The following is a 15,006-nucleotide window of genomic DNA, read 5'->3' as shown; positions in this document are numbered from 1 at the left end:
CCGGCTTTTCTTATGTGGATCTGCCTAAAGCGCTTCACCGCTCTAGGCTTTTTTTAACGTAAAGGATTTTTGGGGTCGCGGCAAAGGACCTTGTACCTTGTCGGGTACCTAAAGCTGAGGCCGAGGCTACACTTTGCGGAGTTATTTTGGTGTGACGTGGTTGAGAGGGGTGTCCTGGTTGCAGGCGTTAATACAGGCATTCTCGGCCGATTCGGAATTCCAGAGCATCGTCTCTGGCATCCGTTCGGGCATGAGAGAACAGTTGGTAGCCGGTCTGACCGGTTCTTCACGGCAGGTGATGCTGGCATCGCTGTATGAGGAACTGCGTCAGCCGCTTTTTGTCGTGACGCACAATATGTTTGCCGCACAGAAAATGTTCGAGGATCTGGAAGAGCTGATGCCTCCTGGGGAGGTGCTGCTGTTTCCGGCACAGGAGCTGCTGGCGGCGGAGGCCGCCATTGCAAGCCCCGAGATGCTGGCCCAGCGCATTGACGCGCTGTCCCGGCTGGCAGCGGGCTTCCGCGGCATAGTCGTGGTTCCGTATGCGGGAATGCGGAGACTGCTCCCGCAGCAGGAGTCCATCGCGGCCGCCCGGATGACCGTCGAGGTAGGCCAAACCCTGGAGCTCGAAGCATGGATCGGGCGTCTCGTGGAATTCGGTTACGAGCGTGTGGAGCGAGTGGAAAGAAAGGGAGAGATGAGCGTCCGCGGCGGGATCGTCGATTTGTTTCCGCTGACTAGTCCTCATCCTTTCCGTATTGAGCTGTTTGATGTGGAGGTCGATTCGATCCGTTCCTTCGATGTCGCGGACCAGCGCTCGATGGACAAATTCGAGCGGCTGGACATCATGCCGTGCCGTGAGATCGTTATCGACCGAAACCGGTTACAATCGGCGGCACAGCACGCTTACGAGCTGCTGCAGGAGCAGCTTGCGAAAATGTCCGACCGCACGGCGAAGGACAAACTGCTTGAAGGCATCGGACATGAGATCGAGCTGATGCGGCAGGGACAGCTGTTCCCGGGCGTGTTCAAGTATATGGGACTGCTGTATCCCGACAAGCAGACGCTGCTCGATTACATGCCCAAGGATACGGTGCTGCTTGTCGACGAGCCTGCTCGTCTTCTGGAGACGGCCAGGCAGCTGGAGAAGGACGAGGCGGAGTGGGTCACCACGTCGCTGGCGGATGGCAAGTGCCTGCCTCAGCTGACCTTGTCCAAATCCTTTGAGACATTACTGCATAAAAGGCCTTACCCGACCCTGTACGTGTCTTTGTTCGTACGTCAGGTGCCGAATACCACCCCGCAAAATATAATCAATTTCATGAGCCGGGTGATGCAGAACTTCCACGGTCAGATGAACTTGCTGAAAAGCGAGATGGAGCGCTGGAAAAAATCCGGCGTCAAGGTTATGATGCTGGCTGGCGGTCCAGAGCGCGTCGAACGGATGAAGCGGGTGCTGGCCGACTACCAGATCGACGAGCCGATGATTGTAGACGGAAGCCTGCAGACGGGCTTCGAGCTGCCGGGTATTCATCTTGTGGTCATTACGGAAGGCGAGATGTTCACCCAGAAGCAGCGTAAAGCCCGGAAGGTAGATAAGAAGATCGAGAACGCCGAGCGGATCAAGAGCTATCAGGAGCTTAAGGTCGGGGATTACGTCGTTCACGTCAACCACGGGATCGGTAAATTTGTAGGGATAGGCACGCTGGAAGTAGGCGGCATTCATAAGGATTATTTGCATATCTTGTACGCTGGAGGCGATAAGCTTTCCGTACCGATCGATCAGATCGATCATGTTCAGAAATATGTCGGCGCGGAGGAAGGCAAGGAGCCTAAGGTCTATAAGCTCGGAGGCTCGGACTGGAATCGCGTCAAGACCAAGGCGCGTGCGGCTGTCCAGGACATCGCCGACGATCTGATCAAGCTGTATGCGGAACGGCAGGCTACGACAGGCTACGGATTCAGTCAGGACACTGCGTATCAGCAGGAGTTCGAGGGCATGTTTCCTTACGACGAGACGGCCGATCAGCTTCGTGCTATCGAAGAGATCAAGAAGGATATGGAACGGCCAAGGCCGATGGACCGACTGCTGTGCGGCGACGTAGGCTATGGCAAGACCGAGGTGGCGATCCGCGCTGCCTTCAAGGCGGCGATCGACGGCAAGCAGGTGGCTGTGCTTGTGCCGACGACGATCCTAGCGCAGCAGCATTATGAGACGTTCCGGGAGCGCTTCTCGGGCTATCCGTTCAATATTCAAGTGCTCAGTCGGTTCCGCTCGAAGAAGGAACAGACGGACACGATGAAGGGGATCAAGGCGGGAACCGTAGATGTCGTCATCGGCACTCATCGTCTGCTGTCCAAGGATGTCCAGTTTAAGGAGCTCGGACTCCTTATCGTAGACGAGGAGCAGCGCTTTGGCGTCTCCCATAAGGAGAAGCTCAAGCGGCTGAAGACGAATGTCGACGTTCTAACGCTGACGGCTACGCCGATTCCGCGTACCTTGCATATGTCCATGCTCGGCGTCCGGGACTTGTCTGTCATTGAGACGCCGCCGGAGAATCGATTCCCGGTCCAAACGTACGTCGTGGAATATAGCGCCTCGCTGGTCCGCGAGGCTATCGAGCGCGAGCTCGCACGGGAAGGGCAGGTTTATTACTTGTTCAACCGCGTGCAGGGCATCACCCAGATGGCGGAGCAGATTTCCATGCTCGTGCCGGATGCGCGGGTGACGGTAGCCCATGGCCAGATGTCGGAGCAAGAGCTGGAGAAGACCATCCTGGACTTCCTTGACGGAGAATACGACGTGCTGGTCAGCACGAGCATCATCGAGACCGGCGTGGACATTCCGAATGTCAACACGCTGATCGTCCATGATGCCGATAAGATGGGTCTCTCCCAGCTGTATCAGCTCCGCGGCCGGGTGGGCCGCTCGAACCGGATCGCTTATGCCTACTTCACGTATCAGCGTGACAAAGTGCTGACGGAGGTGGCGGAGAAGCGTCTGCAGGCCATCAAGGAGTTTACAGAACTCGGGTCAGGGTTTAAAATTGCCATGAGGGACTTGTCCATACGCGGGGCCGGCAACCTGCTCGGCGCTGAGCAGCATGGCTTTATTGCGTCGGTCGGCTTCGACCTGTATTCGCAGATGCTGGCCGAGGAGGTCAACAAGCGGAAGAAGGAGATTGGCGGCGATGTAGCGGCCGAGGTCAAGGCTTGGTCTACTACGCTGGACATTCAACTGGATGCTTATATTCCGGGCGATTATATTTACGACAGCGTGCAGAAGATCGAGATCTACAAGAAGGTGGCTGCCGTCCAATCGCTGGAAGAAGCAGCAGAGCTGCATGACGAGCTGGTCGACCGGTTCGGCGACCTGCCGGATGCGGTGCATAATCTGCTGCGAGCCGCACGTCTCAAGGTGTACGGGGCGATATACGGCATCGAGACGATTGCGCAGAAAGGACTGGATTACGAGCTTCGGATTCATGCGGAGCACAAAAACAACCTCGATACGGCGGCGTGGGGCAAGCTTGCTCAAGAGTTCGAGAATCGCGTAAGGCTGATGACGGGATCGAATATGACGATCGAGACGAAGGGCAAGGGACTGACGCCAGAACAATCCATCGATTTGTTGGAGCGTTTTCTGGTACAATACAAGCGTGCGCTGAAATCGAAGGGAGAACTGCAAAATGCAGCAAAATAAAAATAAAAAGAAATCGTACCGCACTCTGGCCGCAGCGATGATGTCGCTCGTGCTGGTAGCGGGGCTCGCCGCGGGATGCGGCAAGAAGGAAGAGGCGCCTGCGGCGCCGGCAGCGGGGACGGAGACGCCTGCGAATACATCGACGGGGAATCCAGCCGATGTGCTCGTAACTTATAAGGATGGCAGCATCGCGCGCGGCGAATTTGACAAGTTCGTCAATATCAACATGCTGTTTTACCCGCAATACGCGCAGTTTAAGACAGACCCGGCATTCCAGCAGGATATAATGAACCAGCTGCTTGCCTTCAAGATTCTCGGTTCCCGTGCGGATGCCGGGGCGAAAGCCGAAGCAGACAAGCAGGCCAAAGAGCAAATGGAACAAATTAAAACCTATCTGGGCATGCAGGAAGGCGGCTTGGAGAAGGCTCTTAAAGATAATAATGTATCGGAGCAGGATGTTCAGGACTTTATCGGCAGCAGTCTGGTTGCTATCGTCTCGGCCGAGAAGCAGGTAACGGATGATGAAATGAAGAAGGCTTACGATGAGAGGTTGGCACAGGATCCAGCTGTGTATACGACGGCGACGGTCCGCCATATTTTGGTCGGTACGACGGACGCGGCGACCGGCGCAGAGACGCGCAGCAAAGAGGACGCGCTGAAGAAAGCGAAAGAAGTTCAGGATAAGCTCAAGGCCGGCGGAGATTTTGACGCGCTTGCGAAAGAATTCTCCGATGATCCGGGCTCCAAGGATGCAGGCGGCAAGTATGAGAACGTTGAGGTTTCCCAATGGGTGCCTGAGTTCAAGAAAGCTGCGGTAGAGCTGCCGCTCAATCAGATCAGCGATCCGGTTGAAACTTCTTACGGCTATCATGTCATGAAGGTCGAGTCGCGCAGCGCCAAGACGTTCGATGAAGCCAAGGAAGGGCTCCGTTCGGAGGCGGCGCAAGAAAAGATTTATAATTTCCTGGAGAAGGAACTGCCAGGGCTGATTCAGACCAATAACTTGCCTAAGGCTGAGGAGCCGAAGACGGAAGCGCCAGCGGCGGAAGCGCCGAAAACCGAAGAAAAGAAGTAACAATTTCCAGGGTGCCCCAAGGGGCATCCTGTTTTGTTTTCTTTTATTTGGGACATAATGAAAACAGCGGCGGGCCATACATAGCCATTACCTAGGATGAGGCAGGGCGGCCGCCCGAGAGAAGCGTCTGATGCATAACCCTCAGGGGATCGAAGAATACTAGGGTCAGTCGAATTCCCTCCATGCGTATATAACAGGGTCATCCAGATTGGTTTACATTCCTCAAGGAAAGCGAGGCATCTAGAATTATGAAAGCAACTGGAATCGTTCGTCGTATCGACGATCTTGGCAGGGTTGTGATTCCGAAAGAGATTCGTCGTACCCTGCGTATCCGGGAAGGGGACCCACTGGAAATTTTTGTGGACCGTGACGGAGAAGTTATTCTCAAGAAGTATTCCCCTATCGGCGAACTTGGGGATTTCGCTAAGGAATATGCCGAATCGCTATTTGAAAGCACGAATCATCTGATTATGATTACGGACCGGGATACGATAATCGCCGTTGCCGGTGGCTCGAAGAAGGATTATCTTGAAAAATCGATCGGCTCCCTGGTCGAATCGTGTATGGAGAATCGCAAGGCTTCGATGGAAAGCGAGGCCGGCTCTTATGAGGTATGCAAGGATGCTCCGGATACGTACGGCTCTTATGTTATCGCTCCAATCGTGGCTGGCGGAGATCCGATCGGATCGGTGATTCTGTTGACGAAGGATGAAAACCTTAAGATGGGTCAAATGGAATTGAAGATGGCCGAGACGGCAGCAGGCTTTCTGGCCAAGCAGATGGAGCAATAAGAGCTCTGTCTATGAACAAACGCTCCGGTTATGCCTTGGTGCGACAACAAGCTTCCTGACTGCCTCCTGCTGGGGAGAAGACAGGAGGCCTTTTTGTCGTTCAGGCAGCTTACGAGATCTGAAATTCCGGGCAGGACGGCGAATTTTTGGTAAATACCGGTGTCCTGCGGTATAATGTAGGCGATCGATAGACACGGACGGTAACATACAGGGGGCACACAGCAGGATGAGGGAAGGCGCGAAGGAGCAGGGATCAGGGGACTGGCACGCTCAGCAGGTAGAGGACGGCACGACAAGAGGGAACAACGGCGGGGCAACCGGCATGAAGGCGGGCGTAGAAGGGATAGAGCAAGGCGGGGTTAGACAGGTTAGCGACGATAGTTCGCCTGGCGGGCAAGCTGCCGCCTCGGCTCTGCTGCAGGGAGCTGCGCTTCTGGGGATCGCGGCGCTCGTGTCCAAGCTGCTCGGTACGCTGCAGAAGATTCCGCTGCAGAACATGGCGGGCGATGTGGTATTCGGCATGTACAACACCGTATACCCGCTCTACACGCTGATTCTGTTTCTGGCGACAGCCGGGTTCCCGCTGGTCGTCTCCAAGTTTGTATCCGAGTATGCGGTCGAGGGCAGGGATGAAGAAGCAAGACAGGTACTGCGCGTCTCTTCGCTTGTGCTGCTGGCTACCGGGCTGGCTGCCTTCGCCGGCCTATACCTGGGCGCGGAACGGATCGCCGGCTGGATGGGCGCCGCTCCCGCAGCGATGGCGATAAGGAGCGTATCGTTCGCTCTGCTCGTTGTCCCGCTCATGTCCGCGCTGCGCGGCTACTTTCAGGGGATGGGTCTCATGGCTCCGACAGCCTGGTCGCAGGTTGTGGAGCAGACGGTACGCGTCGCAACCATGCTGGCGCTGTTGTTCCTGCTGCTCGGCCTCGGGAGCTCGCCGGAGGCGATTGCGGCCGGGGCGACATTCGGCTCCGTCGCCGGCGCTTTGGCCGGGCTGGCCGTTATGCTCGTGTATTGGCGCAAGGCACGCCGGGGACGTATGCACGGGTCAGGCCCGCGCCGGGCGGAAGATATCCGCCGGCCGGCTAACGGAGAACGGCGCAGGCTAGGGGACTGGGAGCTGGCGAAGAAGCTGGCCGCGTACGCGCTGCCGGTCTGCCTTGGCTCGCTCGCCGTCCCTGTTCTGGGGCTGGTCGATGCGTTCACCCTGCCCCGGCTGCTTGGCATCGGCGGGCTGGATGAGACTAGGGCTTTATACCAATATGGCCTATATCACCATGGACAGCCCCTGGTTCAGCTGGTCGCGATGGTTGCCGCCTCGATGTCGGCAGCGCTTGTTCCGGCCCTCGCCGAAGCCTCGCACCGGGGCGATCTGGAGGCGGTGCGCAGCCGGGCTGCTTACGCGCTGAGAGTGACGCTGCTGGTCGGGCTGGCGGCCTCGTTCGGCTTGGCGCTGCTGGCGGAGCCGCTGAACTTGATGTTTTACCGCACCACGGTCGGGACATCGGCGATGCGGGTGCTCTCCTTCACCGCCGTGCTGACGGTGGTTCAGCTGGTTGCGGGCAGCGTGCTGCAAGGCCTTGGCGCGGTGCGCGCCCCGGCCGTCTACCTATTCGCGGCCGCGCTTGCCAAGCTGGCGGGCAACGCTGCGCTCGTGCCGCGCTATGGCATCGACGGCGCGGCCTGGGCCGCCGTCGCCGCCTTCGGGCTGGCGGCGGCGCTCACGCTTGCGCATGCGCTGCGCGCCGCCCGCATCGCGGCCCCGCGCGGCCGCGCGGTCCTAGCCCCGCTGCTGGGCATCGGGGCCATGACCGCCAGCCTGCTGGCCGTGACGCACGGCGCTGCGCCGCTGCTCGCGCAGCTCCCGCTCGCTATGGCCATCCCCTCGCGGGGGCTGGCCGCGGTCACCGCGCTCGTCGGCGTCGCCGTGGGCGCGCTCGTCTATGCGCTCGCGCTGCTGGCGCTGCGCGTCTTCACCGCGCGCGACCTGGAGCTCGTGCCGCAGCTGCGCGGCAAGCCGCTGGAGCGGCTCCGGCGGCTGGGACTGCTGCGCTAGCGGCGAGTCCCGCTTGATCCATCATACCCGAAGGAGGATGGCTTTACGATGAGTGCACAACCGCAAATTACCGTCATCGGACTAGGTACCGGCGACGAAGCCCAATTGACGCTCGGGGCCTGGCGCAAGCTGGAAGGGGCCGGCAACCGAGGGGGCGCGCTTTACTTGCGCACCAAGGAGCATCCGGTGGTTTCGATGCTGGACCATCATGGCATCCGTTACGAGTCGTTCGATGCGATCTACGAGACGAACGACCGGTTTGAGGATGTATATGAGGCGATCGCGGACGAATTAATCGCCAAGGCCCGGCAGCCGGAAGCGGGCGAGCTGCTGTACGCCGTGCCGGGGCACCCGATGGTAGCCGAGCGTACGGTCCAGCTGCTGCGCGAGCGCTGCGCAGGCGAGGGCATCCTGCTGACGCTGCTGGGCGGGGAGAGCTTCCTGGATCAGGCATTTCTCCGCCTGGGCTTCGATCCGATCGAAGGGTTTCAACTGCTGGATGGAACCTCGCTGTCCGCCTACGACCTGAACCCCGGCTTGCATACGCTGATCGGGCAGGTGTATGACTCCTTTACGGCCTCTGACGTCAAGCTGACGCTTATGGAGCTGTATCCGGACGACTACCCGGTTACGGTCGGTCATGCGCTGGGCGTCGCTGGCGAGGAGCGGGTGCGCGAGGTGCCGCTCTATGAGCTGGACCGGGTCGAGGGCTTCGGCAACCTGTCGCTCGTTTGGGTGCCGCGTACGGAGAGCGAGAGCGTGCGCAAGCGGACCTTTGCCCGGCTGCATGAAATTGTCGCTATCCTGCGCAGCCCCGAGGGCTGCCCGTGGGACCGTGAGCAGACCCACCAGTCGCTGCGCCGCAACCTGATCGAAGAGGCATACGAGGTGCTGGAGACAATCGACGAGGATGATCCGGATCATCTGCGCGAGGAGCTCGGCGATCTGCTGCTGCAGGTGATGCTGCACGCCCAGATCGAGGCGGATGAAGGCTCCTTCACGGTATTCGACGTGATCGCCGAGCTGAATGAGAAGCTGATTCGCCGGCATCCCCATGTGTTTGGCACGGAGCTGGCCGAGAATGCGGACGAGGCGCTCAGCAACTGGCAGCAGATTAAGGAAGAAGAGAAGCGCCGCAAAGGCATCGATCCCGAGAAGCAGCCAGTGCTCGCCGGAGTTCCGCGCGACCTGCCCGGCTTGCTGAAGGCGTATAAGCTTCAGAAAAAAGCCGCAGCCGTCGGCTTCGACTGGAAAACCCTGGACGAAGTGCTCCCTGTCGTAGAATCCGAGCTGGAGGAGGTCAAGGAGGCGATCCGCCATCTGGGCCGTGCCGAGCAGCAGGAGGAGCTGGGCGACCTGCTCTTTGCCGTCGTCAATCTGGCCCGCTTCCTGAAGGTCGAGCCTGAAGAAGCGATGGCCGATGCCAACCGTAAGTTCTCCAGGCGTTTCGGCTACATCGAACAGAGGCTTCAGGAGCAAGGCAAGAAGTGGGAGCATACCGACCTGCAGGAGATGGAAGATCTATGGCAGGAAGCAAAAAAAGTTCAGAAAAGCGATGGCGTCTAGCAGGATTTTCCTGAGTGGCAAAGAATATGTTAGATCAGTGTCATTTTCGAGGAGGAACTCATAACCATGAACAAAACAGATCTGGTCAACAGTATCGCTGAGAAAAGCGGATTAACCAAAAAAGACGTAGAATCCGTATTGAACGGATTTTTGGGCGAAGTAACCGATGCGCTCGCCAGCGGCGAAAAGGTGCAATTGATTGGCTTCGGCACCTTCGAAACCCGCAAGCGCTCCGGACGTACAGGCCGTAACCCGCAAACCGGCAAGGAAATCTCCATTCCGGAATCGAAGGTTCCTGCGTTCAAAGCGGGCAATAAGCTCAAAGACGCGGTGAAGTAATGCGTCTCGACAAGTTCTTGAAGCTGTCCCGGCTGATCAAGAGGCGTACGGTCGCTAAGGACGTATCCGAGCAGGGCAGAGTCTGGATCAACGGACGGGAGGCCAAGCCCAGCAGCGCCGTCAAGGTGGGCGACGAGCTTGTCGTTCAGTTCGGACAGAAGCTCGTCACCGTTCGCGTGGAGCTCTTGTCCGAATCGACCCGGAAGGAAGATGCGGCCAAGATGTTCACGCTGCTGAAGGAAGAAAAGATTCAGCAGGAGAGCGACTCCCCTTTGTTCTAGAGGGCGGCTCTCCATATCGGCATGACCCAGGCAGGGCAGTATGATCGCAGCGTGCGATCGTACTGCCCTTTTAACTTTAGGCATGGAGCGGCGCGGGCTGAGGTTCTAAACCTCGTCCTTATCCCATACTTTGAATAGTAAACAAGCTTGGACCCGCGCGCGGGAGGCTAGCGCGGCCAAGCGTTCGAAGGGGGACGAACCCATGGTGGAGCAACCGGGCAAGATCAAGCGTCAGGAAATCAAGATGCTGAACCGCAAGCTGCTGGAAGTATCGGGCGTCTTGAATGTAGAGAGCTTTGACAGCGAAGAGTTTCTGCTTGAAACCGATGCGGGCTATCTGATGATTAGGGGACAGAACCTGCATATCAAAAACCTCAGCCTGGACCAAGGCCTGGTAGCGATCGAAGGTTTCGTGAACGAGCTGGCTTACCTGGACGGCAATGCCCAGGGGAAATCCAAGGGACTGTGGGGCAAGCTGTTTAAGTGACGCTCCATGTACAGTTCGTGACGCTCGGCATGATGTGTGCGGGAGGACTGTCGCTGGGCGGATTATTTGACGTATATCGGGTGCTTGCTGGCCAGCTGAAGATACCCGGCTGGGTCAAGTCTGTCCTGGATCTCGTATACTGGTTTGTCGGAACGCTGCTCGTGTTCGCCTTGCTTTACGAGAGCAATTGGGGGGAAGTCAGGCCTTTTATTTTTCTGGGGCTTGGGATCGGAATTATTTTTTATTTTTTGCTGTTTAGCCGTCCGACCGTTTGGGTAATAAAGCTCATCATCCGCGTTATCGTGGGTACGGTTCGCTTCCTAAGACGGATGGTCGTCATTCTGATCTTCAAACCGGTGGTCATCCTGTACCGGGTATTGGTGATCATTTTGGGATTTTTGTTAGCGACCGCTATGTTCCTGTATAAAATTGTGATACAATTATGCCATCCTGTGTGGAAATTGCTGATGTGGCTGCTCAGACCGCTCGGCAAGTGGATACGGTTCCCCGTTCCCGCGTGGATGAAGAAATCGGGTCAAAGCGTCGCGAATTTCGTTCGCTGGTTCTTTTGGCCGTTCTAGGAGGATTCGCTCAAAGATGCAGGCAATCTCTAAAGCAACCGATCCGCAGCTCCCTAATAAAGGCTCGATACGTCGGCGCCGCCTGGTGATGCTGGTACTCACTTGCTTTTTGAGTTGGGCTGGTGTCACTCTCTGGAACCAAGTCGACAAGATCAATGACCGGAAGGAAAAGGTCAGAGTGCTGGAGCAGAGAAAAGCGGAAGCCCAGCAGGTGCAGGACAAGGCGAAGCGTGAGATCGCCAGGCTGAATGACCCCGAGTATGTGGAGCAGATCATTCGCAAAGAACTACAATACGTGAAACCCGGAGAAACGCTCTTTTATTCGCCGCAGCCAGTCAAGAAATAAGCACGACGATCTGTCAAGCCTATGTTGACCGTATGAAGGCCGTGCGTTATAATCGGCGTAGCTTCGTTTTCTTTTTATGTTTGTCTAACTATTTAAGGGAGGATCAGTTTACTTTATGGCAATTGAAGTGGGCAGCAAGCTGCAAGGAAAGGTGACAGGCATTACTCACTTTGGGGCGTTCGTCGAGCTTTCCGAGGGAGTTACAGGACTCGTTCATATCTCGGAGATTGCAGACAATTATGTGAAGGATGTCAACGATCATCTCAAGCTAGGCGATACCGTCACCGTGAAAGTGATTAATGTCGACAAAGACGGCAAAATCGGATTATCGATCAAGCAATCCGTTGATCGTCCGGTGGATGCCGCTCCGGCAAGGCCCGCTCGTTTTGACAGGCAAGGTGACCGTCCCCCTGGCGGAGGATTTGGCGGTCGCGGTGACCGGCCCGGCGGCGGATTTGGAGGCGGCCGTGGAGACCGTGGTGGCCGTGGCGGTAAACCCCCCGCAGGCAAACCTACGTTTGAAGACAAGATGGCGCGTTTCCTGAAGGACAGCGAAGACCGAATTTCGTCCCTGAAGAAGAACACGGAAGGTAAACGGGGCGGACGAGGCGCGCGCAGGGATTAATTCATGAGTTAGTTCTTTCATATACGTTTTCAAAGCTGTTCGTTGACCGGTTTCCGGTACGAACAGCTTTTTTGCTTGACAAGCGCTTCCCCCTTGTTATATACTCATGCTTGTTGTGGCGGTGTAGCTCAGCTGGCTAGAGCGTACGGTTCATACCCGTAAGGTCGGGGGTTCGATCCCCTCCGCCGCTATTGATTACAAACAAGACCCTGTGTGCAGCGTTAGGCTGTACGCGGGGTCTTTATTTTATTCATGGGGTTACGGGAATAGGGAATCCTCAGACTTTCTCATGAGGGCACTAGTTTTGTCGGATCGGCTCGTCGGCAGGGGAGAATCGACAGAGATTCCTGTAAAGACCGTCTTTTCGAATCGAACAGGCCGCGAACATAAGGTGACAACCCGATCGCCACCTCGAATTGCAAGCGTTTACAAACGCCGTTGGGGCATGGGTCTCTCTGTTTTCGCAGCCCTCCCCGTTTTGTCGGAAAAAACTTGCAAGGCAGTCGCTCATTCTGACAAACTTTCCGGTGCGCACCATTTATACTAGGGAACACTAATAGTGTATGGGTGGTGTAAAGAAATTATGCAAAAAAAGCAGATGTTCAAACGCGTAAAGTTGGCCGGTGCGGACACGATGAGTAGAGCGGGCAATTCCTTGAAGAGCTGGGTCGTGGAAAACAGATTGGTGCAGACGATCGTCGCCAGGAAATGGTCGATACTCCTGTTATTCATGGCGTTCCTGTTGGGACGAGCTATGATTCTCGATCAGCTGGCGCCGTTTGGAGTCGCTTTTTTCGCGGTGATGTATTTTTTGCGGAGAGAGCACCTGCTCTGGACGGGAGCTTTTCTCGCTGCGGGGAGCTTATTCTCGTTCGAACCGATGCACACAGGGTACCTGCTCGTGGAGATGCTCGTGTTCTTGCTGCTTCAGAAGGGGATTGAGCGGTTCCAACGCTCCGATATCTCTTATGCACCCGCTATGGTATTCGCGACCGTCTTCTTTGTTCAGCTGTTCTCCCACCTGGTCTCGGCACAGTTCAGCTGGTACACGCTGATGATGACGGGCGTAGAGGCTGTGCTCAGTCTCATTCTGACGCATATCTTTCTCCAAGCGCTGCCGGTCTTTACGTTAACCCGCAAAAACTACAATCTCAAAAATGAAGAGGTCATCTGTCTGATCATTCTTCTCGCTTCCGTCATGACGGGGACCGTAGGCTGGACCGTCGGTTCATTGACGCTTGAGCATGTGTTGTCCCGCTACTTGCTCCTGCTCTTCGCTCTGGTCGGGGGCGCTCCGCTCGGAGCCTCGGTGGGCGTCGTAACGGGACTCATTCTGAGCCTGGCCAACTCCAGCGCTATTTATCAGATGAGCCTGCTGGCCTTTGCGGGGATGCTGGCGGGTCTGCTCAAAGAAGGGAGCCGGATGGGCGTCGCGTTCGGCATGCTGCTCGGCTCATCCATTTTATCGGTCTACTTGGGCAATCAGGCGGATATTATGAGTTCCACTTGGGAATCGGTTGCGGCTGTCGCGCTATTCCTGCTTACGCCGGCCGCCGTTGTTCAGACGCTGGCCAAGTATGTGCCCGGCACGCAGGAAAATTTGAAGTCCCAGCATGACTATGCCCGTCGCGTTCGGGATGTGACGGCCCAGCGGGTGGAGCAGTTCTCGGAGGTGTTCCGGCAGCTGTCCCGGAGCTTCAAGCAGATCACCGTGGACACTCAGCCGCTCCGTAAAGACGAAGAGATCGGGCACTTTATGAATACGATAGCCGAGAAATCCTGCGCCTCCTGCTGGAAGCGCAACCAGTGTTGGGACGACCGTTTCTATCAAACCTACAAATATATGACCGATATGATGACGGAGGTGGAGCTGCGCGAGGTGATGACGAGGAAGGATATTTTGCCGGAGTGGAAGAGGCTGTGCGTAAAGCCTGATCAGGTGCTGCAGATTATGCAGCAGCAGTATCATGTATATAAAAACGACCAGCATTGGAAAAAGCAAATCTGGGATAGCCGGCAGCTGGTGGCCGAGCAATTGTCCGGCGTGTCTCAGGTGATGGAGGATTTGGCCAAAGAAATCAAGCGCGAAGGCCAGGAGCTCTTCATGCAAGAGGAGCAGATCCGCAGCGCGCTGGAGGAGCTGGGCTTGTCGATTCACAGCATCGATATCATTAATCTCGATGAAGGCAATGTGGAGATCGAAATCATCCACCAATATACCCGGGGCTTCGATGAATGCCGGAAAATTATCGCCCCGCTCCTATCGGAAATACTGGGCGAGCATATCGCTGTGAAAAACGAGCTGGCCGTAGAGCGTAAGGAGGGCTACAGTACGGTGCTCTTCGGTTCGGCCAAGGAATTCGAGGTGGAGACCGGTATCGCCGGCGCTGCGAAGGGCGGGGATTTGCTGTCGGGGGACAGCTTCAGCACGGTTGAGCTGGGCAATGGGAAGTTCGCCGTGGCTCTCAGCGACGGCATGGGGAATGGCGAGCGCGCCCGAGCGGAGAGCAGCGCGGCCTTGTCTATCCTCCAGCAGCTGCTTCAATCGGGCATGGATGAGAAGCTGGCGATCAAGTCGGTCAATTCGGTGCTTATGCTGCGCTCGTCGGATGAAGTATTTGCTACGGTGGATGTCGCCTTGATCGACTTGTACAATGCGAATACGACCTTTATGAAAATCGGATCGACGCCCAGCTTCATCAAGCGAGGAAACGAGGTGTTTCCGGTGACCGCCAACAATTTGCCGGTAGGGATTCTCCATGATATCGATGTTGATCTCGTTACGGTGCCGCTTAAGCACGGCGATATTCTGATTATGATGACGGACGGGATCTATGATGCGCCGGGCCATGCCGTCAACAAGGAGCTCTGGATGAAGCGGATGATTACAGAGATCGATTCCGATCATCCGCAGGACTTCGCCGATGTGCTGCTCGAACGGGTAGTCCGCTACCATCACGGGGATATTTATGACGATATGACGGTCGTTGTCGCGAGGATCGACAAATTCCAGCCGCAGTGGGCCACCTTCCGGATGCCGGGGATCGACCCGATCGAGCGCCCCCGAACGGTGAGCTGATGTTTCTTCTATATATAACGTAACAAGCGGGGTCCGTGAAGGACGCCGCTTTCTGCGTGTACGTCCAGGCGATAATT

12 protein-coding genes and 1 tRNA gene are annotated in these 15,006 nt (G+C 56.7%); all 13 read left to right on the top strand.

Annotation, left to right across the window (positions count from 1 at the left end):
* Positions 1–178: 178 nt before the first annotated feature.
* The 13 genes from mfd (at position 179) to spoIIE (ending at position 14,929) form a co-directional block, all read left to right on the top strand.
* On the top strand, positions 179–3,703 hold the full coding sequence (mfd, locus tag GSF01_RS25230; protein WP_159888067.1) for a transcription-repair coupling factor: 3,525 nt from the start codon (positions 179–181) through the stop codon (positions 3,701–3,703).
* Complete coding sequence (locus GSF01_RS25225; protein ID WP_235941731.1) at positions 3,690–4,778, top strand: peptidylprolyl isomerase; 1,089 nt, start codon at positions 3,690–3,692, stop codon at positions 4,776–4,778. Before mfd ends, GSF01_RS25225 begins: the two co-directional genes overlap by 14 nt.
* A gap of 248 nt (positions 4,779–5,026) precedes the next feature.
* Positions 5,027–5,569 (top strand): stage V sporulation protein T, encoded by a 543-nt coding sequence (gene spoVT, locus GSF01_RS25220; protein WP_159888038.1) that lies wholly within the window; start codon positions 5,027–5,029, stop codon positions 5,567–5,569.
* Between the two features lie 226 nt (positions 5,570–5,795).
* A complete protein-coding gene (locus GSF01_RS25215) occupies positions 5,796–7,625 on the top strand; it encodes a putative polysaccharide biosynthesis protein (RefSeq protein WP_235941729.1) in 1,830 nt (609 codons plus the stop codon).
* A gap of 48 nt (positions 7,626–7,673) precedes the next feature.
* Positions 7,674–9,191 carry a bifunctional methyltransferase/pyrophosphohydrolase YabN gene (gene yabN, locus GSF01_RS25210; protein WP_159888037.1) on the top strand — a complete coding sequence of 506 codons (1,518 nt, stop codon included), beginning with the start codon at positions 7,674–7,676 and terminating at the stop codon, positions 9,189–9,191.
* Between the two features lie 66 nt (positions 9,192–9,257).
* Positions 9,258–9,530 carry an HU family DNA-binding protein gene (locus GSF01_RS25205; RefSeq protein ID WP_159888036.1) on the top strand — a complete coding sequence of 91 codons (273 nt, stop codon included), beginning with the start codon at positions 9,258–9,260 and terminating at the stop codon, positions 9,528–9,530.
* Positions 9,530–9,811, top strand: coding sequence for an RNA-binding S4 domain-containing protein (locus GSF01_RS25200; RefSeq protein ID WP_159888035.1), 282 nt, complete (start codon positions 9,530–9,532; stop codon positions 9,809–9,811). Before GSF01_RS25205 ends, GSF01_RS25200 begins: the two co-directional genes overlap by 1 nt.
* 202 nt (positions 9,812–10,013) lie before the next feature.
* Entirely contained in the window at positions 10,014–10,298 is a 285-nt protein-coding gene (yabP, locus tag GSF01_RS25195) for a sporulation protein YabP (RefSeq protein ID WP_159888034.1), read from the top strand.
* Positions 10,295–10,879 (top strand): spore cortex biosynthesis protein YabQ, encoded by a 585-nt coding sequence (gene yabQ, locus GSF01_RS25190; protein WP_159888033.1) that lies wholly within the window; start codon positions 10,295–10,297, stop codon positions 10,877–10,879. The genes yabP and yabQ overlap by 4 nt, the downstream gene beginning before the upstream one ends.
* A 16-nt stretch (positions 10,880–10,895) precedes the next feature.
* Positions 10,896–11,225 (top strand): FtsB family cell division protein, encoded by a 330-nt coding sequence (locus tag GSF01_RS25185; protein WP_159888032.1) that lies wholly within the window; start codon positions 10,896–10,898, stop codon positions 11,223–11,225.
* Between the two features lie 115 nt (positions 11,226–11,340).
* Positions 11,341–11,850, top strand: a complete 510-nt coding sequence (locus GSF01_RS25180) for a S1 domain-containing RNA-binding protein (RefSeq protein ID WP_159888031.1) — start codon at positions 11,341–11,343, stop codon at positions 11,848–11,850.
* A 117-nt stretch (positions 11,851–11,967) separates the two neighbouring features.
* Positions 11,968–12,041, top strand: a tRNA-Met gene (locus GSF01_RS25175).
* Between the two features lie 392 nt (positions 12,042–12,433).
* Entirely contained in the window at positions 12,434–14,929 is a 2,496-nt protein-coding gene (gene spoIIE, locus GSF01_RS25170; protein WP_159888030.1) for a stage II sporulation protein E, read from the top strand.
* Positions 14,930–15,006: the final 77 nt, after the last annotated feature.

This window comes from Paenibacillus puerhi (assembly GCF_009846885.1).
Classification (GTDB): domain Bacteria; phylum Bacillota; class Bacilli; order Paenibacillales; family NBRC-103111; genus Paenibacillus_G; species Paenibacillus_G puerhi.
Note: the sequence above shows the minus strand (reverse complement) of the source record. Positions and strands in the feature narration are given on the sequence as shown.